Source organism: Flavobacterium phragmitis (assembly GCF_900112575.1).
GTDB classification, from domain to species: Bacteria; Bacteroidota; Bacteroidia; order Flavobacteriales; family Flavobacteriaceae; genus Flavobacterium; species Flavobacterium phragmitis.
This window is the reverse complement of sequence record NZ_FOMH01000005.1, coordinates 61,226-84,770: the sequence shown is the minus strand read 5'-3', so window position 1 is coordinate 84,770 and position 23,545 is coordinate 61,226. Positions and strand designations below refer to the sequence as shown.

19 protein-coding genes are annotated in these 23,545 nt (G+C 33.2%); 4 read left to right on the top strand and 15 right to left on the bottom strand.

Annotated features, from left to right (window positions below; all coding sequences use genetic code 11):
- Window positions 1-265: 265 nt before the first annotated feature.
- The gene (locus tag BM289_RS10360) at window positions 266-1,528 is read right to left on the bottom strand and encodes a dicarboxylate/amino acid:cation symporter (RefSeq protein ID WP_091492992.1); all 1,263 of its coding nucleotides are present in this window, start codon (window positions 1,526-1,528) and stop codon (window positions 266-268) included.
- Between the two features lie 52 nt (window positions 1,529-1,580).
- Entirely contained in the window at window positions 1,581-2,639 is a 1,059-nt protein-coding gene (gene aroC, locus BM289_RS10355; protein ID WP_091492991.1) for a chorismate synthase, read from the bottom strand.
- Window positions 2,640-2,827: 188 nt separating this feature from the next.
- Between aroC and BM289_RS10350 the strand changes: the two genes are divergently transcribed.
- Together BM289_RS10350 and BM289_RS10345 are read left to right on the top strand one after the other, a co-directional pair.
- Window positions 2,828-3,649, top strand: coding sequence for a UDP-2,3-diacylglucosamine diphosphatase (locus BM289_RS10350; protein ID WP_091492989.1), 822 nt, complete (start codon window positions 2,828-2,830; stop codon window positions 3,647-3,649).
- 148 nt (window positions 3,650-3,797) lie between these two features.
- Window positions 3,798-4,295 (top strand): hypothetical protein, encoded by a 498-nt coding sequence (locus BM289_RS10345; RefSeq protein WP_091492988.1) that lies wholly within the window; start codon window positions 3,798-3,800, stop codon window positions 4,293-4,295.
- 186 nt (window positions 4,296-4,481) lie between these two features.
- Here BM289_RS10345 and BM289_RS10340 read toward each other — a convergent pair whose 3' ends face one another.
- The 8 genes from BM289_RS10340 to BM289_RS10305 form a co-directional block, all read right to left on the bottom strand.
- Entirely contained in the window at window positions 4,482-4,904 is a 423-nt protein-coding gene (locus BM289_RS10340) for a protease complex subunit PrcB family protein (RefSeq protein ID WP_091492986.1), read from the bottom strand.
- Window positions 4,905-4,921: 17 nt separating this feature from the next.
- The gene (gene bshA, locus BM289_RS10335; RefSeq protein WP_091492985.1) at window positions 4,922-6,067 is read right to left on the bottom strand and encodes an N-acetyl-alpha-D-glucosaminyl L-malate synthase BshA; all 1,146 of its coding nucleotides are present in this window, start codon (window positions 6,065-6,067) and stop codon (window positions 4,922-4,924) included.
- Window positions 6,068-6,333: 266 nt separating this feature from the next.
- Entirely contained in the window at window positions 6,334-6,981 is a 648-nt protein-coding gene (locus BM289_RS10330) for a hypothetical protein (protein WP_091492983.1), read from the bottom strand.
- Window positions 6,982-7,110: 129 nt separating this feature from the next.
- Complete coding sequence (locus BM289_RS10325) at window positions 7,111-7,593, bottom strand: ABC transporter ATPase (RefSeq protein WP_091492982.1); 483 nt, start codon at window positions 7,591-7,593, stop codon at window positions 7,111-7,113.
- Window positions 7,594-7,701: 108 nt separating this feature from the next.
- Window positions 7,702-8,493: a (Fe-S)-binding protein gene (locus tag BM289_RS10320; protein ID WP_091492980.1), complete on the bottom strand. Its 792-nt coding sequence runs from the start codon at window positions 8,491-8,493 to the stop codon at window positions 7,702-7,704.
- Window positions 8,494-8,574: 81 nt separating this feature from the next.
- Window positions 8,575-9,915, bottom strand: a complete 1,341-nt coding sequence (locus BM289_RS10315; protein WP_091492979.1) for a 4Fe-4S dicluster domain-containing protein — start codon at window positions 9,913-9,915, stop codon at window positions 8,575-8,577.
- 6 nt (window positions 9,916-9,921) lie between these two features.
- Window positions 9,922-10,887 carry an MlaD family protein gene (locus BM289_RS10310; RefSeq protein WP_091492977.1) on the bottom strand — a complete coding sequence of 322 codons (966 nt, stop codon included), beginning with the start codon at window positions 10,885-10,887 and terminating at the stop codon, window positions 9,922-9,924.
- A 50-nt stretch (window positions 10,888-10,937) separates the two neighbouring features.
- Window positions 10,938-12,062 carry an N-acetylmuramoyl-L-alanine amidase family protein gene (locus BM289_RS10305; protein WP_091493360.1) on the bottom strand — a complete coding sequence of 375 codons (1,125 nt, stop codon included), beginning with the start codon at window positions 12,060-12,062 and terminating at the stop codon, window positions 10,938-10,940.
- 82 nt (window positions 12,063-12,144) lie between these two features.
- Here BM289_RS10305 and BM289_RS10300 point away from each other — a divergent pair, with 82 nt between their 5' ends.
- Both BM289_RS10300 and BM289_RS10295 read left to right on the top strand, forming a co-directional pair.
- Complete coding sequence (locus tag BM289_RS10300) at window positions 12,145-14,841, top strand: putative LPS assembly protein LptD (protein WP_394332978.1); 2,697 nt, start codon at window positions 12,145-12,147, stop codon at window positions 14,839-14,841.
- A gap of 28 nt (window positions 14,842-14,869) precedes the next feature.
- Window positions 14,870-15,250: a RidA family protein gene (locus tag BM289_RS10295; RefSeq protein ID WP_091492974.1), complete on the top strand. Its 381-nt coding sequence runs from the start codon at window positions 14,870-14,872 to the stop codon at window positions 15,248-15,250.
- On the opposite strand, the gene BM289_RS10290 is transcribed toward BM289_RS10295, so the two are convergent.
- From BM289_RS10290 to BM289_RS25885, 5 genes are all read right to left on the bottom strand, one after another.
- On the bottom strand, window positions 15,231-15,605 hold the full coding sequence (locus tag BM289_RS10290) for a methylglyoxal synthase (protein WP_091493358.1): 375 nt from the start codon (window positions 15,603-15,605) through the stop codon (window positions 15,231-15,233). The genes BM289_RS10295 and BM289_RS10290 overlap by 20 nt on opposite strands.
- A 10-nt stretch (window positions 15,606-15,615) precedes the next feature.
- Entirely contained in the window at window positions 15,616-16,467 is an 852-nt protein-coding gene (locus BM289_RS10285) for an N-acetylglucosamine kinase (protein WP_091492972.1), read from the bottom strand.
- A gap of 130 nt (window positions 16,468-16,597) precedes the next feature.
- Window positions 16,598-17,602, bottom strand: coding sequence for a type I glyceraldehyde-3-phosphate dehydrogenase (gap, locus tag BM289_RS10280; RefSeq protein WP_012026555.1), 1,005 nt, complete (start codon window positions 17,600-17,602; stop codon window positions 16,598-16,600).
- A 93-nt stretch (window positions 17,603-17,695) separates the two neighbouring features.
- Window positions 17,696-18,682, bottom strand: coding sequence for a 6-phosphofructokinase (pfkA, locus tag BM289_RS10275; RefSeq protein WP_091492971.1), 987 nt, complete (start codon window positions 18,680-18,682; stop codon window positions 17,696-17,698).
- A 312-nt stretch (window positions 18,683-18,994) separates the two neighbouring features.
- Entirely contained in the window at window positions 18,995-23,536 is a 4,542-nt protein-coding gene (locus BM289_RS25885; protein WP_244165356.1) for a translocation/assembly module TamB domain-containing protein, read from the bottom strand.
- Window positions 23,537-23,545 lie beyond the last annotated feature (9 nt).

The following is a 23,545-nucleotide window of genomic DNA, read 5'->3' as shown; positions in this document are numbered from 1 at the left end:
TTCTCTAAAATTTAAAAGTGCTTTTTTTACAAGCTTATCAAGTTCAGGATCTTGATTACAATTGGATTGAGATAATACCGAATTGGCACAGCAATTCAGTGCAAAAAATAGAAGTAAAAAAATCCGTATTGGGGGCATTAATCGGCTAATTTTCTCAAATATACACTTTAAAATAAAAAAAAGCTGCATTTCATAAAAAAATACAGCTTTTCTATTGTTTTTAAGCACACTAGGTCTATAAATATCCTATTCTTAGTGTTAAAATTTATTCTTTATTTTCTTCCCATTGTCCTACAACTGAGGTTGCTAAGGCATTTCCAAGTACATTGGTTGCACTTCTAAACATATCACAAAAATGGTCAATTGGAAGAATCAATGCAATTCCTTCAATTGGAATATCAAACATACCGCAAGTTGCTGCCACAACAACTAAACTGGCTCTTGGAACACCAGCAATCCCTTTACTGGTAAGCATTAAAACCAAAAGCATTGCCATCTGCGTTCCCAAATCTAAATGCACATTATAAAATTGGGCAATAAAAATACTTGCAAATGTCATATACATCATACTTCCGTCAAGGTTAAAAGAATAACCAAGAGGCAGCATAAACGAAACGATTTTATCTTTTACTCCAAAACCTTCTAATTCTTCCGTTAATTTAGGAAATACGGCTTCACTACTAGTCGTCCCAAAAGCAATCGCCAATGGTCCAGTTATACGTTTTAACAATTCTGTCATTCTTCCTTTTAAGAAAATATAACCGACTGCAATCAGAATAACCCATAAAGTACTGATACCAATTAAAAAAGACCCGAAAAATTTAAAATAAGTAATAATCAATTCTTCTGCATCTCTGATAGCAAATACGGCTGCAATTGCACCAAAAACACCAATTGGAGCAAAATTCATCACGTAATTTACCATTTTCAAAACTATATGAGACAACTTATCAAAAGCGCCAATAATAGGCTTTACAGTAGCGCCTAAAGATGCTGCTGCTAAACCAAAGAAAATAGAGAAAACTACAATCTGCAATATCTCATTTGTCGCCATTGCTTCGATAATACTTTTTGGCACAATGTGCTCAACGAAATTATCAAATGAAAGATTTTGTGTTTTACCTGTAACTTCAGAAGCTGCCGCCATATCGACGTGCTCCAATTTCAAACCAACACCTGGCTGTAGAATATTTACGTAAAACAATCCAATTAAAAGAGAAATAAACGAAGCTGTAAAAAACCATCCAATAGCTTTTCCACCAATCCTTCCCACGGTTTTAATATCCCCGAGTTTTGCAATTCCAACTACCAGAGTAGTAAAAACCAACGGAGAAATAATCATTTGCACCAAACGAATGAAAATGGTAGCCAGCATTTTTATTTTACTGCTAAATGCTTGTGCTGCTTCTGGCGAAATGGTATTGTGCAATATAATTCCTAAAATGGCTCCAAGAACCATTGCAATTATAATCTGCCCTGTTAATCCCGAAAGAAATGATGTTTTTTTAGTTTCTGTAATTTCTTGCATTAATTTATTTTTTGATTATTAAAATATAAGACCCTCACTGTCTTACCTTTTATTAATATGTTTTGTTGATCAAATAAAAATCAGCCAAAACAATTGCTGCCATTGCTTCTACAATAGGCACTGCGCGAGGCACTACACATGGATCATGACGTCCTTTTCCAGTCATTGGTGTAATGTTTCCTTTATTATCTAATGAGTCTTGAGTCTGCATAATAGTAGCAACAGGTTTAAAAGCAACTCTGAAATAAATATCCATCCCGTTGCTGATACCGCCTTGAATACCACCAGAAAGATTTGTTTTTGTAGATCCATCAGGATTATACAAATCATTGTGTTCGCTTCCTTTCATTTCAGAACCAGAGAAACCGCTTCCGTACTCAAAACCTTTCACAGCATTAATAGAAAGCATTGCTTTACCTAATTCAGCATGAAGTTTATCAAAAACCGGTTCACCTAAACCAACTGGAACGTTCTGAATCACACAAGTAACAACTCCTCCAACAGTATCTCCCTGTTTGCGGATATCACGAATATATTCTTCCATAATTGCAGCCGATTTTTCGTCTGGACAACGAACAGGATTGCTTTCTATTTTAGAGAAATCTAATTCTTGATAAGGCGTTTCTAAATGAATTGGACCAACAGAAGAAACATAAGCATTAATCTTAATCTCTGGCAGCATCTGCTTTGCAATTGCACCAGCTACTACTCTGCTCGCTGTTTCTCTAGCAGAACTTCTTCCGCCACCGCGATAATCACGGAAACCATATTTCTGATCGTAAACATAATCAGCGTGACTTGGTCTGTAATTGTCTTTTATATGTGAATAATCATCTGATTTTTGATTGGTATTTGGAATTATAAAACCAATTGGTGTTCCTGTAGTTTTTCCTTCAAAGATTCCAGATAAAAACTGAACCGCATCTGGTTCTTTTCTTTGTGTTACAATTGCGGACTGACCTGGCTTTCTTCTTGCCATGTCTAATTCAATTGCTTCAAAATCAAGTTGTATTCCTGGAGGGCATCCGTCAATAATGCCGCCTAAAGCTTCACCATGAGATTCTCCAAATGTTGTTACTTTATATAGGGTGCCGTAGCTGTTTCCTGCCATTGTATTTTGTTTTGAGCAAATGTAAGTTTTATGAATTAAATTAAAAAATTTAAAACTGGTATTATTAACTAAACATTAAGTCGGTTAAAAATCACAATTTGGTAAAATTATCCACATTTTCATAACCTTTTGATAAAATAAAACGCTGCAGATTTTTTTTAATTTGTAAAACTTCAAATCAAGAAAAATTGAAAAAAAGAAATGTCGAATTGGTCATTCTTTCTGATGTTCACTTAGGAACTTATGGAAGTCATGCAAAAGAACTAAACAACTATCTTTCAAGCATTAAACCGAAAACTTTAGTCTTAAACGGTGATATAATTGATGCTTGGCAGTTTAGAAAATCTTACTTTCCAAAAGCACACTTAAGAGTGATTCAGCGCATTATCGGAATGGCTTCTAAAGGAACAAAGGTGTATTATATTACTGGAAATCATGATGAAATACTTCGTAAATTCAGTGATATGAATATGGGGAATTTTGCTTTGGTCGATAAATTAGTTTTAGAATTAGACGATAAAAAAGCCTGGATTTTTCACGGAGATGTGTTTGACGCTTCAGTACAACATTCAAAATGGATTGCTAAATTGGGTGGATTAGGGTATGATTACTTAATTCTAATGAACCGATTTGTAAATTGGTGTCTGGCAAAATTAGGTCGCGAACCTTATTCTTTTTCTAAAAAAATTAAAGCCAGCGTTAAAAAAGCGGTTAAATTTATTTCCGATTTTGAAACTACCGCAACAGATTTGGCTATCGAAAAAAACTACGATTATGTGATCTGCGGCCATATTCATGAACCTAAAATCATGACCAAAGAAAATAAATATGGTTCTACGTTATATTTAAATTCAGGCGACTGGGTAGAAAATCTAACGGCACTTGAATATCATAAAAAACGTTGGAAACTATTCTCCTATAAAGCAAGTAATTTTGTTGAAGAAGAAAACCTTTTTGAAATGGAAGACATTCTCTCTTCACAATTAATATCATCGATAATATTGAAATAATTTTACTTTTATAGCTCAAAACAAGCAGATTGTAGTATTAGTAAAACAAAAATGTAAATTATATAACAATTTTCAAAAATATTATACGTTCTCTGTATAAGTGTAATAATACATTTGAAAAAAAATAATTTAACCATTTTATCATTTTATGAAAAAGATAATACTATCTGCCATTATGCTTTTTGGTTTAGCATTTACGGCTCAATCACAAGAAATTTCAAAACACGCATTAGGATTACGTTTAGGAGACAACAACGGATTTGGTGGTGAGGTATCCTACCAATTAGGATTAAATCAAAAAAACAGACTTGAATTCGATTTAGGCTGGAGAAACAGCAGAGATGTAGACGCTATCAAAGGAGTAGCTCTTTACCAATGGGTTTGGAACATCGAAGGAGGATTTAACTGGTACGCCGGTGTCGGTGGAGGTTTAGCTGCTTGGGATTATAACTACCACTACAATGACAACCGATTTAAAGACAGCGGAACTTATGTATTTGCAGCAGGAGATGTTGGTATCGAATACAGATTTAAAGAAGTACCACTTACATTGTCTTTAGATGCAAGACCTGAAATTGGTTCTGGATACTATGATGATGACAACTTTGGATTTGACGTTGGTTTAGGAGTTAAATTCAGATTCTAAATAAAAATAAAAAATAATTGTAAAAAGAAACCTGTCGTTTAAAAGCGACAGGTTTTTTTTTATGTATTTAACTAAGTTTCTAAAGCAAAATTCAAAAAGCTTACTATGTAAAAAGGACTTCGACTTCGCTCAGCCTGACATCTAACTCACAATCTCTCACCTAAGGACTAATAACTAAGGACTAAACTACTTAATAATAATCTCTTTTTTAGAATGTATTTTTACTACAGTGTAAGGATATGAAATAACCTGCATTGTCATAGCATCTTTCGCCGGGCTATTTTCTTTTACGGTTATGATGATATTTTTATCCGTTTCCTCCACTTTTTCAACATCTATAGAATAACCGCTGGTATTTTTTTCTCCCATATTCAAAATCACATAATTGTAATCATGAACATTTGGATTCTTCATCTTATCAGCCAAAAGCGGATCATTTTCCAACATTTTTATCTCGTTTGGCTCGGTTAGAATTTCAAAAAATTTAATATTACCACCGCCGTCAGATTGTTGCGTCAAAACTTCATATAATGCATTTGAACTTTCAACTTTCTTTACTCCGCAAGAAACTAAAACAAAAATTACTAAAATAGAAATTACCTTTTTCATTTATATCCCTTTAAGATTTAATGTTTTTCATACTTGTAATCATCCACCGCTTTTTGGTACAAAGCTTCATACTTAGGCAGAATATTTTTAATATCAAACTTTCTAGCCACTTCCAAAGCATTTGCCTTAAACTGATTCAATACCTTGTCGTCTCTCAGTATTTTTAAAGCATTTTCGGCCATTTCTTCAACATTTCCCACATTACTCAAATAACCAGAGAAACCGTCAAAATTCACTTCAGGCAATCCACCAGAATTACTTGAAATTACTGGAACACCGCAAGCCATTGCTTCTAATGCCGCCAAACCAAAACTTTCCGTTTCAGAAGGCAATAAAAACAAGTCGGTCATGCATAAGATTTTATCAATTTCATGACTGTTTCCAAAGAAAATCACCTTGTCTAAAATCCCCAATTCCTGACATAAAATTTCCGCTTTTTCTTTTTCAGGTCCGTCTCCCACCATCATTAATTTGGCCGGAATCTCCTTTTGAACGTTATAGAAAATCTTAATAATATCTGGAATTCGTTTTACTTTTCTAAAGTTACTAATATGTGTTATAATACGTTCATTTTCATTTGCCATTACATAACGATGGCAAGGTGCATTTGGATCTTTCTTTACTTTATCCAATTCGATAAAGTTAGGAATCACTTTAATTTTGTTCTTAATTTTAAACAACTTCAAAGTATCATCTTTCAAACTCTGCGAAACCGAAGTTACATAATCTGATTTATTAATACTGAAAGTAACTGCTGGTTTATAAAAAGGATGATTTCCAACCAAAGTAATATCCGTTCCGTGAAGTGTTGTAATCATTGGCAGATTAATGCCTTCATTTTTCAGCATTTGTTTTGCCATATAACCGGCATACGCATGCGGAATTGCATAATGCACGTGCAACAGTTCAATTTTGTACAACTTAACCATATCGACTAATTTACTCGATAACGCTAATTCATAAGGCTGATAATGAAACAATGGATATTCCGGAACATTTACTTCGTGATAATGAACATTCGGGTTTAGAAGAGCCAATCTTACTGGCTGACTGTATGTGATAAAATGTATTTCGTGTCCTCTTCTGGCTAATTCGAGACCTAACTCTGTGGCTACTACACCACTACCTCCAAAAGTAGGATAACAAACAATTGCTATTTTCATGGATTAAATTTAATTCTACGAAAATACTCAAAAATCACGTTTAAATAAGCTTTTAAATTGTTAGTTTTTTGACAAAATTAGACCAATTCTAGTTAATAAATATTTTTAGAAGCAACACAATATCGAATAAAAAGAACCATTTGTTCCACTATCCGCTAAATTCCTGATCAACAAAAACTACGACTGAAAAAGCCTTGTTTTTCTAAATCGGGAGATACCGCTTCTATCGGGGCTAAATTAGACCTTTTAGTTTTCAATTAACCGTTCTAAAACTGGGCAACCACAAACAAAACAACCTGTAATAAAAATAAAAGCCAAAAGAACAACAATGAAGGTTCTATCGTTTCAGAGATAAACTGATTTATTTTCAAAGAAACTATCTCTGACAATTTTAAATCTTCTTTACTAAAATCAACATCGTCCAATCTTATTTTTTGAAACAGATAATTAATAATTCTCTTTTTTATCCTTGAATTTTCCTTGTCATTTTTATTAGCTTCCAACAATTTCAATCTTAAAATTGATTCATTAGAAATTGTGCCTACTAAACTATTGGAGTCTGTTATTTTATCTACTAAAAGAACCACTTTCGAATCAATGTAATCAGAAATTTTTTTGTTTTTCCAAGTCAAATAAATCATCTGTTGAATTGCAACTTTATTAGCGATTACAAAATATAAAAAGGCAAAAACAGGCGCTCCTGCAAATAAAATAAATCCACAAATATTGTTAAAAAACAAACCAGTTAAAAAAGCGTATACATTTCCATGTCCACCACCTGCAAAATCAGCATTTTGAAAAAGAATTATTAAAAAACAGATTATCGTAAATACATTTCCGCTTACCATCACGATCAGCCATTTCAAACTTGATTTAGCCGAAATGCCAGCCATCATTTTAATTTCTTCTTTCATAAAATTCAAATTATATTACTGAGGTTTCAGAAAACAATAATAATGAATTAACAATTAGAATCCTACCAGAAATAAAAAAAGGCATGAAATTTAGTTTTCATGCCTTTTCAAATTATTTTATAGATTTTCTTAAAAAAACCTGCTGTGCCAGCTTTCGGCCGCAGGAACTTCCCAAGCGTCATTAAATTCTTCAATATTAGTTACCAGATTATTAAACACAATTGTATTTCCAGTTACCGCTTTATCTTTTACCATTTTCTTGAAATCAATTAATGGTTTATGTGCAATATGTTCTCCAAGTTTAAAAGTAACGTTCATTTTGTCCAATAAATCGACGTTGTACTTTTTCTCTAAACTTTGGATAAATTCAACCGAACTGTCAATAGAACAACCAGTCGCTGCTTGCACGTCCTGATTTACAGCCAATATTATAAATCGATTGTACTTTAATAAATAAGAAGCTTCAAGACTTGTACCATGCGCAGCCCATTGTTCCACGAACGCTTTTAAATCGGTTTCAATTTCAGAAAACTCTTCCTCAGAAAATTTTCTGTTCGATTGGTAAATCCAGACTCTAGACTCACCTGGTAAATCTTCAAAAGGTATATACATTTTAATTTTAGATTGTTGATTTTAGATTTTTTGAAGAGTTTCAAGTCTCAGGTTTCATGTTTAAAAACTTTGTCCCTTTGCATCTTTGCCTTTTTGAACCTCAAAAAATTATAAATCTTGTGCGTTTGCTATTAATTCAGCAACATCCATTACTTTTACTTCTCCCTCTTTATGTGCATGTTTAATACCATCTGTTAACATCGTATTACAGAATGGGCAACCTGCTGCAATAATATCTGGTTTTGCTTCAAGGGCATCTTCCGTGCGCAATACGTTTACTTCTTTGTTTCCTGGTTCTGCATCTTTAAACATTTGTGCTCCACCAGCGCCGCAACATAATCCGTTTGCTTTAGAACGTTTCATTTCTACCAATTCCACATCCAATTTCTGAATCAAATCTCGTGGTGCTTCGTAAACTTTATTCGCTCTTCCTAAATAACAAGGATCATGAAAAGTGATTTTCTTTCCTTTAAACTGACCGCCTTCTACAGTTAATCTTCCATTATCAATTAATGACTTCAAGAACTCTGTATGATGAATAACTTCGTAATTGCCTCCTAATTCAGGATATTCATTTTTTAATGTATTAAAACAATGCGGACAAGCCGTAACAATTTTCTTTGCTTCATAAGCATTCAGAACTTCAATATTCATCATCGCCTGCATCTGAAACAAAAACTCGTTACCCGCTCTTTTTGCAGGATCTCCAGTACAGCTTTCTTCTGTGCCCAGAACTGCAAAAGATACATTCGTACGATTTAAAATTCGCACAAATGCTTTGGTAATTTTTTTTGCTCTATCATCAAAACTTCCTGCACAACCTACCCAAAACAAAACTTCTGGCTGTTTTCCTTCGGCAAGCATTTCTGCCATTGTTGGCACTACTAAACTTTCTGACATTTCTCTCTCTTTTGTTTAAAGTTTAAAGTTTCAAATTTTATCCTGAAATCTGAATTCTTATTTATTATCGTGAACTAAAAATCAGTTCTCGTTTTTCCAATTTAATCGATCCTGCTGACTGTACTGCCAAGGCGCTCCGTTATTTTCGATATTCGTCATCATAGCATTTAATGACATTGGAGCAGCACTTTGTTCCATTACCAAATAACGACGCATATCCATAATAATAGACAATGGACTGATATTTACAGGACATTCTTCCACGCAAGCATTACAAGACGTACAAGCCCATAATTCTTCTGGAGTAATGTAATCGTTTAAAAGTGATTTATTATCTGGAACAAAAACACCTTTGTTGGCATCAATGTTTTTACCAACTTCAGTCAAACGATCTCTAGTATCCATCATAATCTTACGAGGAGACAATTTTTTCCCTGTTTGATTTGCAGGACAAGAAGAAGTACATCTACCACACTCTGTACAAGTGTAAGCATTTAACAATTGCACCCAATTTAAATCCTGAACATCACTTGCACCAAATTTTGCTGGCGCCGCATTTTCATCTGCCGACGGTGCTGCTGCAAATGGATCTGCATTTGGATCCATCATTAATTTCACTTCATTTGTTACTGATGCTAAATTATCAAACTGACCTTCTGGCTTTAAATTTGCGAAATAAGTATTCGGGAATGCCAAAAGAATATGAAGGTGTTTTGAAAAATATAAATAGTTCATAAAAACCAAAATACCTACTATATGCAGCCACCAAAACACTTCAAACAAAAGTCCCACCACCTCATTAGATGTACCATTAAAAATTGGCGCAATAAATTGACTTATTGGATAACTTCCTGCTTTATGAAAATGCGAATAACCGCCTGGTACATTCTGTAAATGCAAATCAGAAGCATTCATTAATAAAAACAGAATCATTAAAACGGTTTCGAAATACAAAATATAATTGGCATCGCTTTTTGGGAAACCGGTTAAATCAGAATGTATAAAACGTTTTAATCTGATAAAATTTCTTCTAAGCCAAAAAACCGTTACAGAAACAATTACAAGTATTGCCAATATTTCAAACGAAGCAATTAAAACATCATAAACCACACCTAAATACGGTGCAAAAACCCTATGAGTTCCGAAAAGCCCGTCAATAATAATTTCAAGCAATTCAATATTAATAATTATGAAACCGACATATACAAAAATATGCAGGATTCCAGCAACAGGGCGTCTCACCATTTTTGACTGCCCAAGAGCAATCAATGCCATGTTTTTCCAACGAGCCTTAGGATTATCTTTTCGATCCACATCTACTCCCAGATTAATGTTTCGGATGATTTTTTTTACGCTCGCTGCAAAAAAACCGAAACCAACTATAAGAAGTATGGCAAATAAAATATTATCTAAATAACTCATTTATAATTATTTTTTATCAGTTGAGTTTGTATCTTCTGTTGGTGCTACATAAGGTTTATTTTTCTTTCCAAAAAGAGAAACGTTTACGTAACGAGTTGGATAAAGACGTACATCTTGCAATAACAATTCAAGCTCTTTTGAAGTTTTTGCTAAGTTGTTATATAAGGCTTCATCATTTAATAATTTTCCAGCTGTACCTTTTCCAGAATTTAAGTTAGCCATTAAAGCATCTACTTTTGCCAACATCTGGTTTAAATTACGAACTGTTTTTCCTAAATCGGCTTTGTTTAAAGAATCAGAAATTTTATTAAAGTTGTTTGATACTTTATTAAAATTAGAAACCATTCCATTAATCTGTCCTTTATTAGTATCTAAAATATTATTTAGACTACCAGAAGCTTTATGAAACTGAGTCATTGTCTGACTTAATTCAGCAATTGTTTTCTTTAGATTTTCCTGTGTGTTTTTATCTAGTGTATTATTCAATCCTGTAACCAGAACATCAATATTGGCCAGCATTTTATCTAGTTTCTGCTGAATTGGCTCAATTTTACCTCCTAAAGATTCCGTTAATCCAAGTTCTACAGTTGATGCTAACTTTTGTCCGTCTTCTGCTAATTCTTTATCTGCAAAATTTGGAACAATTTTAATCTGTTTTCCAGCAATTAAGCTTGGAGAATAAATTGTAGCCGTACTTGTTTTCGAAATTGGAAAATCTGTTTTTAATTGAAGCTCAACTAATAATTTTCCTGTTACTTCGTCAATTGTGATTTTATTTACTTTACCAATTGCTAATCCGTTTAAGGTAACTGGTGCTGAAAGTGATAAATCTTCAACATTATCATATTCAGCATACAACATGGTATAATTTGTAAAAAGATCTTTGCCTTTTAAAAAGCTGTAACCCCAGATAAATAATAAAATCGATGCGATGACTAATATAGCCGTTTTAATTTCTCTTGTTAGTTTCAAAATTCTAAGTGTTTGTACAAAATTAATATAAATATTCGAACTTAGGCTTATTATTTAATCGCGTCCTGAATACTGATTTTTTCCCCATCTTTAGTTGCTACTAAAAATGCAGCGCCATACCCTTTACTTTTAGCTTCTTGCAAATACTTTTGTGCTGTTTCGTAGCTAGAAGTTTCTTCGTAAAAATACTTATATATATTGTTTTCAAATAACATGGTAACATTTTTAAGCCCTTTAAAGTTTTTTGGTTCCAATGGTGTTTTTTTGATACTTGCTATAAGCTGTACTTTAAAAAAAATCCCTTTTGGTGCATTTTTCACCGCAGTGACTGGAGTCGTTGTTTTAGGTTTTGCCGGAGTTGAAGTATCTTTTATGGGCCGACTCTCCTCTGTTTCGCCTCCTGAACCAAAGTATTCTCTTTTATAACTCAAAATAGCTTCGGCGATGGCTCTTGCAATATCATCCTGACCTTCTTCTGAATTTAAAATATTTCCTTCGGTTGGATTTGAAATAAAACCTGTCTCTACTAAAACCCTAGGCATATAAGCTTTATGAAGTACCATAAAAGGCGCTTGTTTTACACCTCCCTGGCGAAGTTTTTTTCCTAATTTTTCAAAATTATCTTCAATTTTAGTCGCCAGTGAAATACTATTATCCAGGTATTCTTCCTGCATTAAAGTCATTCCAATCATGGATTCGGGAGAATTTGGGTCGTAGCCCTCATATTTACGCTTATAATCTTTCTCTAATGTAATTACCGAGTTTTCTTTCTTCGCCGCTTCCAAGTTAGATGCTACTTTACTTAAACCCATTACATAAGTTTCAGTTCCGTCGGCTGCAGTATTTTTATTGGCATTACAGTGAATAGATACAAAAATATTTGAATTGGCTCTGTTTGCAATATTGGCTCTTTCGACCAAATCTATAAAAACATCTGTTTTTCTAGTGTAAATTACATTAACATTTGGATTAAGCTCTAAAATCTTCCCTACTTTCAAAACAATAGCTAAAGCAATATTTTTCTCAATCCTGCCACTATAAACAGCTCCAAAGTCATGATCTCCATGTCCCGCGTCAAGAGTCACCTTAAACACATTTGACTGACTCTGAGCATAAAAAGACAGAAATGTTAGAGATAAAGTAAATATTACCTTAAATTTGTTAATTCTATTCATAAATCTAAAAGTTAATTTTAATAAAATGCAGCTGTTATAATTTTTAGAATTGATTATTTTTGCCAAAAAATTATATGTAAGTTTGACATGTCAAAAAACACGCCATAATTTTACAAAAATAGCATTTAAACCTTTGCATACAAACTTATTTAATATCGTTTTAATATCATTTTTCCTAACTATAGGTTGTGGTAATTTATATTCGCAAGAAACAAAAAACCAAAAAAAGCCCTTACCTGCTGTAAAACAATCAGATAAAGAAAAACCTGCGCTTAATGATACCATAAAGTTGGATACGGTAAGACCCAAAAAGACTTTTTTGGATGGTAAAGTGAGATACAAAGCAAAAGATTATGCAAAAATTGATCAAACAAAAAAATTAATCACCCTATATAACGAGGCAGAATTATATTATAAAGATGTTGAATTAAAATCTGGTATAATTGTCCTTAATTACGAAAAAGATGAAGTGTATGCTGGTAGAATAAAAGATTCAGCTGGTGTTCTAACTCAATTTCCTAATTTCAAACAAGGCTCAAACGAAGTTCAACCTGACTCGATTCGTTTTAATTTCAAAACCAAAAAAGCATTAATCTATAATTCGAGAACAACACAAGGAGAATTAAATATTAAAGCAGCGATTACTAAAAAGGAAAACGATTCTGTTTACTACCTGAAAGGTGCTCGTATTACAACTGCAACTGATATTGACAATCCCGAATATTACTTTCGAACGAGTAAGATAAAATTTGTACCCGGAAAAAAAATTGTAACCGGCTTAACACAAATGGTTATTGCTGATGTTCCTACTCCGCTGGCACTGCCTTATGGATTTTTCCCTTTAAGTCAAGAAAAAAGTGTTTCTGGTATTATTGTTCCAAGTTACAACGATTCGAATACAAGAGGATTTTCATTGCAAAATGGAGGTTATTACTTTGCCTTAAGCGATAATTACGATTTAACTGTATTAGGAGATTATTACACAAACGGAAGTTATGCCATGCGTTTTGAATCTGCGTATGCCACAAGATACAAATACCGCGGTAACGTAAATATCCGTTTTGAAAATCTAATCAGTAGTGAGCGTGGTTATCCAGATTACTCTAAACAAAATATTTACAACATTCAGTGGTCTCATTCTAAAGATTCTAAATCAAATCCAAATTCAAGCTTTTCTGCATCGGTAAATATGGGTAGTAGTAAGTATTTTAAACGATCTATTAACCAAGCCAATATCGGATCAAATTTGAACAATACTTTAAGTTCCTCTATCAACTACAATAAAACCTTTAATACAATTCCGGGTTCTCGTATTGCATTATCTGCAACCCATAGTCAAAATACCCAGACAGAAGACATTATCATGACTCTTCCTTCGTTACAAGGAAGTATTGACCGTGTTTATCCTTTTGTTGGAAAAAATGGCGTAAAAAAGGGGTTAATTAAAAACATCAACTTACAATACAACGTAAGTGGTAAAAACTATTTCAAGACTAAAGATTCCTTATTCTTTAAACCACAAATGTTTCAAGATGCACAATTAGGAATGCAGCATACAATCCCGCTTAGCACCAACTTTAAGATTTTTAAATACTTTAGTGCCGGAGCTTCAACTACCTATCAGGAAACATGGGTTAACAAAACAATAAAAAAAGCCTACGACTCTTCTACAGGACAAGTAGAACCTAATACAGTAAACGGTTTTGACTCTTTTAGAACCTACAATTTCAGCATGAATTTAGGTACTACTATATATGGAACGTTTGATTTTGGAGAAGATAAAAAAATCCAATCCATCAGACACGTCATGCGTCCAAGTATTACCTATGCATACACGCCGAGTTTTGAGCGTTATTACGACACTTATGCAGTAGATGCATCTGGAACTATTACTAATCAATATACACGATTTGAAAATGGTATTTTTGGAGCACCTGGAAAAGACAACTCCAACATCGTCGGTTTTGCTTTGAGTAATACTTTTGAAGCAAAAGTTAGAGATAGAGACAGCACAAAAACAGAACCTAAAAAAATAATGCTGCTAAACAACTTAAACTTTAGCACTAGTTATAATTTTAATGCTGACGGCAAGACAACCTTAGCATGGCAACCTATTTTAGTTAGTGGTGGAACTCAGTTCTTTGACAATAAAATGAACATGAACTTTGGTGCAACTTTAGACCCTTATGCATTAGACAGCGGTAACAACAGAATCAATATGTTTAATATTGATAATGGAGGAAGTTTATTCAGATTAACTAGTGCCAATGTAACCGTAAACTATTCGTTTTCGAACAAAGGAACCGGGAAAGAAAAAAACAACCAAAGTCAGCGGAATGGAGGACGAAGCGACGACTTATTCGGAACGAACACCGATTTAAATGACAGCAGAAATAGTCAGTTTGCAAATGAACCAGAAAAAGACGATGTTATAACCGAATTTTTTAATTCAAAAATTCCTTGGGATATGACTTTAGCCTACTCATTGACTTATTCTAATACAACAAGACAGAATCAAATCTCTGGAAACTCCTTGATGATTTCTATTAATACTGATATTACACCAAAATGGAAAGGTGGTGTTTCTACCGGTTATGACTTTGTACAAAAAGGAGTTACCTTTACTCAATTTCGTTTTGAAAGAGACTTATTAAGCTGGAGAATGGCATTTAACTGGCAGCCAATGGGAACAAATTCAAACTGGAATTTCTTTATCGGAATTAAATCTGGTATGCTTAGCGATATTAAATGGAACAAACGAAGCGTTTCTAACCGATAAGCTACTCTCGAACCAAAATACTTTCATTATGAAAAAAATCATTTTTACAGATAAGGCTCCGGCACCAATTGGACCTTATAATCAAGCGGTTTTATCTGGAAACACGCTTTATGCTTCTGGGCAAATTGCAATCAATCCTGAGTCAGGAGAATTGGTTACAGACAACATCAACGACGAAACCAACCAAGTTATGAAAAACATTGCCGCTATCCTTGAAGCTGCAGACATGACTTTTGAGAACGTTGTGAAGTCAACTATTTTCATTATGGACATGAATAACTTCGGCGCCATCAATACGGTTTACGGATCTTATTTTAACGAAAAAACCGCTCCAGCTCGTGAAACGGTTCAAGTGGCTTGTTTGCCAAAAAATGTAAATGTTGAGATCTCTATAATTGCTGTGCAATAGCATCTAATAATAATTGTGCCGTTGCTTCATTAGTTGCCAGCGGCACATTATGTACATCGCAAACACGGATCAACATATTAATATCTGCTTCGTGCGGATGGCTTGACAAAGGATCTTTAAAAAAGAAAACCATTTGTGTAATTCCTTCCGCCACTCTTCCTGCAATCTGCGCATCACCTCCAAGAGGTCCTGAAAGCATTCTTTGAGTTTTAAAACCTGCTGCTTCCGCTTTTCCTCCTGTGGTTCCTGTACCAATCAGCCTTATTTTTTCATTGTGTAAAATCGCTTCATTTTTGATTAAGAAATCAATTAAATCAGCCTTTTTTCCATCATGAGCGATAATGGCAATTTCCATAAAACCAGAACTATTGATTAGCGACATGGTAAGCAATTAATCCATCAATAGGTCTTCTTAGAACATTACCTAATTGAAGTTCATATTTATCAAAAGTCTCTTGTAATTCATCTTTCAAATAGAAAGCAATAGAACCTACAAAATGTACTGGAACTTCTTTACAGTTGTCGAATTGTTTGATGTAATTCTTAACGAAAGATTTCATTCCTTTGAAGATAATTTTTCTGCAGAACTCTGTGTCTTTATGCTTAATTAAAAACTTAGCGTAAGTTGCTAAATAAGCATTTGGATTTGGCTCTTTATATAATTTATTTTTAATAAAATCTGGATCAACGTCGTACTCTTTCTCAAGCTCAACAGCCAATTCTTTAGGCATTTTATTAAAATAGTATTTTCTAATTAATTCTTTACCAAAAACGTTTCCGCTGCAGTCATCCATAACTATATATCCCAATGACTGTACTTTTTGGTGCAATACTTTTCCATCAAAGTAACTGCAGTTAGATCCCGTTCCTAAAATAGAAACAATCGCTTCCTGCCCTTTTGGAGTTGTTGCATAAACAGCAGCATAAGTATCTTCTTGAACATCAACAATAGCGTTAGAGAAATACTCTTGAAAGACTTGTTTCAAATATTCTTTCATTCTGTCTGTTCCACATCCTGCGCCATAAAAGAACAAATGTGATGCGTTTTTTTTGTTTTGTAAAATATCAAAACGGTCGTTTAATCTCGAAACAATTTCCGGTCCGTCAAGAATTTCAGGATTTAATCCTAAAGTTTGTGTTGTGAATAATACTTTTCCATTATCATCAATTGCAATCCAATCGGCTTTAGTAGATCCACTGTCAACTATTAATTTCATTTCTTTTAGTTTTTTGGATTAGGTTTCTCCATTCTTAATTTAAAAGTGTAATTTCTACATTAATCATAGAGGTAACAAAATAAGAAAATCCCGTTACTTACATAACGGGATTTTGCAAAAATATATATTATTATTTTAAACCTGCAATATGTACAGATAAATCAATTAATTTGCTTGAGTATCCGTACTCATTGTCATACCAAGATACTAATTTGAAGAAAGTAGAGTTTAATCCGATTCCTGCACCAGCATCAACGATCGAAGTTCTTTTATCTGAGATGAAATCTTGAGATACAACTGCATCTTCTGTGTATCCTAAAATACCTTTCATTTCATTTTCAGAAGCTTTTTTCAACACAGCTAAGATTTCTTCGTAAGTAGTTTCTTTAGCAACTTTTACAGTTAAATCTACTACAGAAACGTCAGCAGTAGGAACACGGAAAGACATTCCTGTTAATTTTCCATTCAAAGATGGAATAACTTTTCCAACCGCTTTAGCAGCACCTGTTGAAGAAGGAATGATATTGATTGCAGCAGCACGTCCACCTCTCCAGTCTTTTCTAGAAGGCCCGTCAGCTGTCATTTGAGTTGAAGTAGTTGCATGAACAGTTGTCATTAAACCTTCAACGATTTCGAAATTATCGTGGATAACTTTAGCCAAAGGAGCTAAACAGTTTGTAGTACAAGAAGCGTTAGAAACAACTAAATCAGAAGCTTTTGCAGTTTCGTGGTTAACTCCCATTACAAACATTGGAGCATCAGCAGAAGGAGCAGAAATGATTACTTTTTTAGCTCCACCTTTTAAGTGCTCGCTTGCAGTTTCGATAGTAGTGAAGATACCAGTACATTCAGCAACAACATCTACATCAACTTCGTTCCATTTTAAGTCAGCAGGATTTCTTTCTGCAGTGATACGGATATTTCTTCCGTTTACATACAATTTTCCTTCTTTAACTTCTACAGTTCCGTTGAAACGACCGTGAACTGAATCATATTTTAATAAATAAGCTAAGTGATCTACGTCTAACAAGTCATTGATTGCAACAACTTCTACATTATCTCTGTTGAAAGACTCTCTAAAAACGATTCTTCCGATACGGCCAAATCCGTTTATTCCTAATTTTACTTTTGACATTTTACTAAATTTTTGCTTTTGTTTTTATTACACTATTTCAAAGTCTAATTTCCTCACAATAAACTTCTCTCTATTTTAAACTTTTTATATGGTTTATGTCGACATAATGTCAGACACTCTTAATAATTCTCTATCAATTTCTGATTTTCCTTTAATAGCTTGTTCAAGTGGCGTTAAAATCACTTTATCTTCTTTAAGACCAACCATGTAATTTGATTTCCCTTCCAATAATGATTCAACAGCTTTTACACCTAGACGGCTTGCTAAAACACGGTCAAAACAAGATGGTGAACCACCACGCTGCATGTGACCTAAAACAGATACTCTAACATCGTACTCCGGTAAATTAGCTTCAACATAATCTTTTAATTCGAATACGTTTTTACCAATTTTATCTCCTTCTGCAATAACCACAATACTAGATGATTTTCCTGAAGCTTTACTTTTTTGTAGTGAATCTAAAAGACGATCTAAACCAAGATCCTCTTCAGGAATAAGAATTTCTTCAGCACCCGCACCGATTCCGGCATTAAGTGCAATGTGACCTGCATCTCTACCCATAACCTCTACGAAGAATAAACGGTTATGTGAACTTGCAGTATCTCTAATTTTATCAATACAGTCAACAACAGTATTTAAAGCAGTATCATAACCAAGTGTAAAACTTGTACCATAAATATCATTATCGATTGTACCAGGAATTCCGATTACAGGAAAATTGTATTCAGAGTTGAAGATTAAACCTCCAGTAAAACTTCCGTCTCCACCAATTACAACCAAAGCATCAATTCCAGCTTTTAAAAGGTTTTCGTGGGCTTTTTTTCTACCTTCCGGTGTTCTAAAATCAACAGAACGAGCCGATTTTAAAATCGTCCCTCCTTTATTTACAATATTATTAACGCTTCGAGGACCCATTTCTTTAAAATCGCCTTCGATCATTCCTTGATACCCTCTATAAATCCCTACGCATTCTATATTATGATAAGCACATGTTCGAACAACTGATCGTATTGCAGCATTCATTCCTGGTGAGTCTCCTCCTGAGGTAAGAACACCTACTTTTTTTATTGTTTTTGACATTATTTAAGTATTAAAGTTGTAAAATTAGCAAACATTCACCAGTATTCTCGTTATGTTTATTATAAATTAATAAAATATGTTAAATTCAAACGTTTTCGTTAATAAGTTTTTTGATGGCAAAAATTTCATTTAAAATAATAAAAGGCCTTTTTTTTAATTAAATCATCAAAATTAACAATACCCAAATGAAGTGTTATAAAAATCGAATTTTCTTTCTCACTTAAAAAATTCTCTTTTAGAGCCTCTAAATTTAGCACAAAAAAAACCATTATGAGAATAATGGTTTTATAAATGCTTATTTTTAACAAAGTGTTAATAATCGTTATCGTCCGGAATCACGCCTTGATTATTGTGAGGTTCCTGTTGTTTTTTCTTTTCTTTTTCCTTCTCTTCTTCTTTTTTCTTTTTCTCTTGCTCTTTTTCCGCCTTCTTTTTGTTTTTGTCAGATTCCTTTTTATTTGAGAAACTCATATAATCAGGGAGATAAGAATCTTGAAGATCGTCTGACGGACTTTTTCCCGCTTTTTCGATTTTATGGCTTTTAAATAGTTTATTCACCAATTCGCTAAACGTATCAAAATCTACTTCATAAGAAATACCGACACCTTGTGTATAACCGATTCCCTGTCCTATGTAATTGATATCATTTTCTTTATTAAACAAACGAAGATTCATTGTCCCGTCTTCATTTACACGATACAAAATTTCGATATCTCCAACAATTGCCGATTCGTTTACTCCTCCTACCGGAACTCCAAGTTTACCATTAATTGTAATTCTTTCATTAACCTGCGAAGAAATATTAGCCACAAACTGACCATCAACTTCCTGCCCCATTCTTCTATCTGCCGCAATATAATTCAAATCGATATTTACTTTATCGTTATCTGATTTTATCAGACTTCCAAACAAACTTGACGCGGTTTCTGTCAAAGTTCCAGAAAAATCGCCTTGACTAAATCCGTCTGTACTCATAAAAGAACCTGTCGATAACAAATACAAAGCTTGTGTCTGGCGAATATCTTTATCGTCTAACTTATATTGAATTTCTGATTTCAATACATTACTTACCGATGGAAATTGAATATCAAAATTAGGTTCCGGACTTGCTAAATCTCCTCTTAATCCAATAACTACCTCTACCGGCACTTTTTTATTAAAGGAAGAGGTATTATCTAAAAGCACGGCTGGATTGGCCTGCGTTTTATAAACCGCTTCTAAATTCAACTGAGCACGCATAGGGTTTCCTTCCCAAATAATAGAACCGCCTTTTTTTACAGCAAATTTCTTATCGATAAGTCCGCCGTATTTGAAATTATAAGTTCCTTCGTATGCTTGGAAATCTCCCCACATATTAAATTTACCCAGAGTATTGATTTTAAACAAAAGCGATCCGTATCCTTTTCCTTTCATTCCGTGACCCGAATTTCGATCTAAAATAACTTCTACTTCGGCATCTGGTGTAATATCGAAATCAAATTCTAATTCCAGACCATTATAATTTCTTGTTCTCTCCACAATTCCATTGGCGAGATTGTATTTTTCTTTCGGCGTCACAAAATGAATCCAACTGCTCTCTCCTACACTTTGTGCATTATTAATTGGTATTTTGACTTCAGTACCTTTTTCCGATTTCGCTTCTACTTTAATAAACAAACTTTCTACAGGACCTCTTATACTTGCCGAACCATTAATAAAAGCCGTACCAAAATATGCTGCATCATCACTATCTTTTGTATCTAAAGCCACGAGTCGCTTAGATGTGATATTTAAATCCAATTTCCAGTCTCCGAAATTATTATGTTCAATACTTCCATTCAGTAAACCTTTTGTACCATATTTAGTATCCGTCAGCTGATTATTTCTAAATAAGAATTTTTCATTAGTTAAATCAATTACCGTTCGATCACTTAATTCATAATCCGTATTTAAATAAGGAATTGTCATTCCTGCTTTTTCAACATACAAACGTCCGTTTATTTCTGGTTTTTTCAGATTTCCAACCACTGCAGCATTTCCAGAAACCGAACCACGGATATTGGATAAGACATCACCTCCAATAGTTCCCAAAGTAGCAAGATTAAATCCTTCGAGTTTTAAACTCATATCTACAATAGTTTCTTTATTTTCTATGGCAAAATTCCCACTCGCTCTAAACGATTCTGTAAAACCATTTTGTATCGACGAGTTGACTGTAAATTTCCTAAAACTTTCATCTCCCGAAATATCAAAATTAAGTGTACCTAATTCTGTCTTATTCATCACCAAATGATCAATTTTTATGGAAGCTGTTGGCTGGTAAACATTTTTATTCTGCTTATAATTAACACTTCCATTTAAATTACCATCAAAAACAAACTTCGAATTGACGGGGGTAATTTTGTTAATGTCGACATCTTCAAAATTCAGTACGAGATCTTTATAATCCTTTCCTTTGATTACTCCATTTAAATCAATTTTCTGGTTTTCATGAGATAAAATGACATTATCAATCGTAAAGTTTTTAAAATATTGATCAAAAACAATCTGATTATCGTTTGCAGCTTCTTCGTTTAAATACCAGATATAGTCTTTAAACTTCATCTCGGATTTTTTAATCCCGACGATATTATTTTTGTTTTTGTCAATAGTGTGATACAAATCCAGATTAAAATAGTCTTCTCCTTCATTTCCTCCTTTAAACTCAGAACGCACAAACAACGTATCTTTTGCTGTGACATTAATTAAATTAAAATCACGAATCTTATAATAAGGAGTTTTAATGCTATCTAATTCGATATAAGCATTGTAAAGTGCATTTTTATTATCAATATTAATTCGGATATTATCAAAAGTATTTTTGGCTGCCGTAATTTTTTGAGAATTGAAGCGAAATTTAAACTCTTGTAAATCAGAATCAATTTTCCCTCTTACTGTTGTAGAAGAATCGATATTAATTTCAGGATAAAGCATTTCGACTACTTTATCATAAACACGGAAATTGAATCGTAAAAATTGGCCTTTTCTAACTTTATAAGGTTTATAATTGGTATATAAACTTCCAACAGAGTTCATGACCAGCTTATCCAACTGATCAAATCTGAATTTCCCGACAATCTTTCCATCAACCACATCATTCGAACTAATCGTGATGGTTCTTAATCGATCTGCATCAAAATTAGAACTTACCGTTACGTCATCAAAAACATAACTGGCTTTAGGATTTTGATACTCAGCATCTTTCAGGAATATATTTCCTTGAAGGTTTTCTATAGAATTTCCTGTAACCTGAACCACTACATCTCCTTTAAAATGAGAAATAGAATCACTTACAAATTTGAGTTTTCTTAAATCTGAATTTTCTACGTTGATATGAAAATCATAACGATTTTCTTTTTTACTTAAATCCAGCAAACCATCAAAACTTAGGTTTAAGTTCGGATCGCTTACCGTAATTTGTCCTTTGTAATATGGAAGTTTAAAGTTTCCATTCAGTACTATATTATTATAGGTGTATTTGTTGTAATCTAGTTTTGAAATATCACCTTTAATAATGGTATTTAAGTATTTTTCGGTAAAACCAACTCCATCAACATCCAAATTCAAAGTTGTTTTTCCAAGATCTTTTCGATTTAAAACCGCTCCAATATCAAAACCATTCAGGATAATATTTCCAGAATAAGAAGCTTTATCAATAAAATCCATATTGTTCATATGAAGATCTACTTGACCATTTCCTACATCTGTTCCAATTTTAAAATCGGTTTCTAAATCTGTAGTCGAAACTTTTGCTTTTCCAACAATATTAAATTTTCCGATTCTTTTCATTTCTACAGGAAGTCTCTTTCCTAAAACTCCTGGAAGCAACATTACTAAATCGTCGTAACTAGAAAGCAGTTTATCAAACTTTCCGTCCATAGAAAATTTCTGGGTTTTACTGCCTAAAAGATTTCTAAAGTTGATTGTTCCGTTGATTTTGGATCCGTGCGTATCACTTAATCTTAACCTTGTAAGTGTCATATTATTCAGCGGACCATCTAACTTTGTTTTTAGTTTAAAATGTTGATTTCTACCCAAGCCATCATAAAAATGACGAATATCATTAGTTGCAATAGATGAAGAATCGATGGTTACATTAAACTTTACTTTATCTGTAAAATCAAGAAAATCTGATGGTTTATAATTCAAAATAGCCAAACCATAAATAGAAGATCTTTTGGTTTTAATAGCCAGATTTTCAACTTTAATCTGCTTTTTAGTATAACTAAACTTTCCAGCGAAATTCGAAACATACAATCCACGGTGATCCATAAAAGAAAAGCGATGAATCGTAGTATTTACATCTGGCCCATACAATTTAAAATCACTTATATAGGCGTTAAGTTTAGTAAAATCGAGGAATTTTGGCGTAGTCTTATTTTCATCGACCACAGAAAATCGTCCTTTTTCAATATAACCGTTTTTAGCAGTTAACAGGAAATGTTTAGTCGATTTTTTCTTTGGTGGTGTATTCTCTTCTTCAAAGGCTTGAATGAACTTATTCATATTATTTTCGTCCTCACCTTTATAGGTTTTCAGATTAAAAATCAAACCTGTCAGGCGCAAATCTCCAAAAATCAAATCTCCATCAAGCAATCTGCTGAAGCTCGCAATATCTGTAGTAATGATATCCGAATAAATTAAAGTCTTTTTATGATGATCGCGAATCAGCACTTTCTTTAATTTTACTCCTCCAAAAATATTGACAGCAGTTTTTTCAACACTGATATCAACTTTAAAATCTTCGTTCAAAGTCTTTGTTACGTAGTTCGCGATTTGAGTTTGAACTACAGGAAGCGACAATATGATAGCAAGCGCTAACAAAAGTAAAATCAACCCAATTAG

Excerpts from the sequence above, each read along its gene's own strand:
- BM289_RS10290 (WP_091493358.1), bottom strand. The coding sequence starts at position 15,605 with ATGGAAATTGCCATTATCGCTCATGATGGAAAAAAGGCTGATTTAATT.
- aroC (WP_091492991.1), bottom strand. The coding sequence starts at position 2,639 with ATGGCAGGAAACAGCTACGGCACCCTATATAAAGTAACAACATTTGGA.
- BM289_RS10285 (WP_091492972.1), bottom strand. The coding sequence starts at position 16,467 with ATGAAATTAATAGTTGACAGTGGATCTACTAAAGCCGATTGGATTGCA.
- BM289_RS10295 (WP_091492974.1), top strand. The coding sequence starts at position 14,870 with ATGAAAAAAATCATTTTTACAGATAAGGCTCCGGCACCAATTGGACCT.
- pfkA (WP_091492971.1), bottom strand. The coding sequence starts at position 18,682 with ATGTCAAAAACAATAAAAAAAGTAGGTGTTCTTACCTCAGGAGGAGAC.
- BM289_RS10305 (WP_091493360.1), bottom strand. The coding sequence starts at position 12,062 with ATGAATAGAATTAACAAATTTAAGGTAATATTTACTTTATCTCTAACA.
- BM289_RS10360 (WP_091492992.1), bottom strand. The coding sequence starts at position 1,528 with ATGCAAGAAATTACAGAAACTAAAAAAACATCATTTCTTTCGGGATTA.
- BM289_RS10345 (WP_091492988.1), top strand. The coding sequence starts at position 3,798 with ATGAAAAAGATAATACTATCTGCCATTATGCTTTTTGGTTTAGCATTT.
- bshA (WP_091492985.1), bottom strand. The coding sequence starts at position 6,067 with ATGAAAATAGCAATTGTTTGTTATCCTACTTTTGGAGGTAGTGGTGTA.
- BM289_RS10315 (WP_091492979.1), bottom strand. The coding sequence starts at position 9,915 with ATGAGTTATTTAGATAATATTTTATTTGCCATACTTCTTATAGTTGGT.
- BM289_RS10320 (WP_091492980.1), bottom strand. The coding sequence starts at position 8,493 with ATGTCAGAAAGTTTAGTAGTGCCAACAATGGCAGAAATGCTTGCCGAA.
- BM289_RS10325 (WP_091492982.1), bottom strand. The coding sequence starts at position 7,593 with ATGTATATACCTTTTGAAGATTTACCAGGTGAGTCTAGAGTCTGGATT.
- BM289_RS10330 (WP_091492983.1), bottom strand. The coding sequence starts at position 6,981 with ATGAAAGAAGAAATTAAAATGATGGCTGGCATTTCGGCTAAATCAAGT.
- BM289_RS10340 (WP_091492986.1), bottom strand. The coding sequence starts at position 4,904 with ATGAAAAAGGTAATTTCTATTTTAGTAATTTTTGTTTTAGTTTCTTGC.
- gap (WP_012026555.1), bottom strand. The coding sequence starts at position 17,602 with ATGTCAAAAGTAAAATTAGGAATAAACGGATTTGGCCGTATCGGAAGA.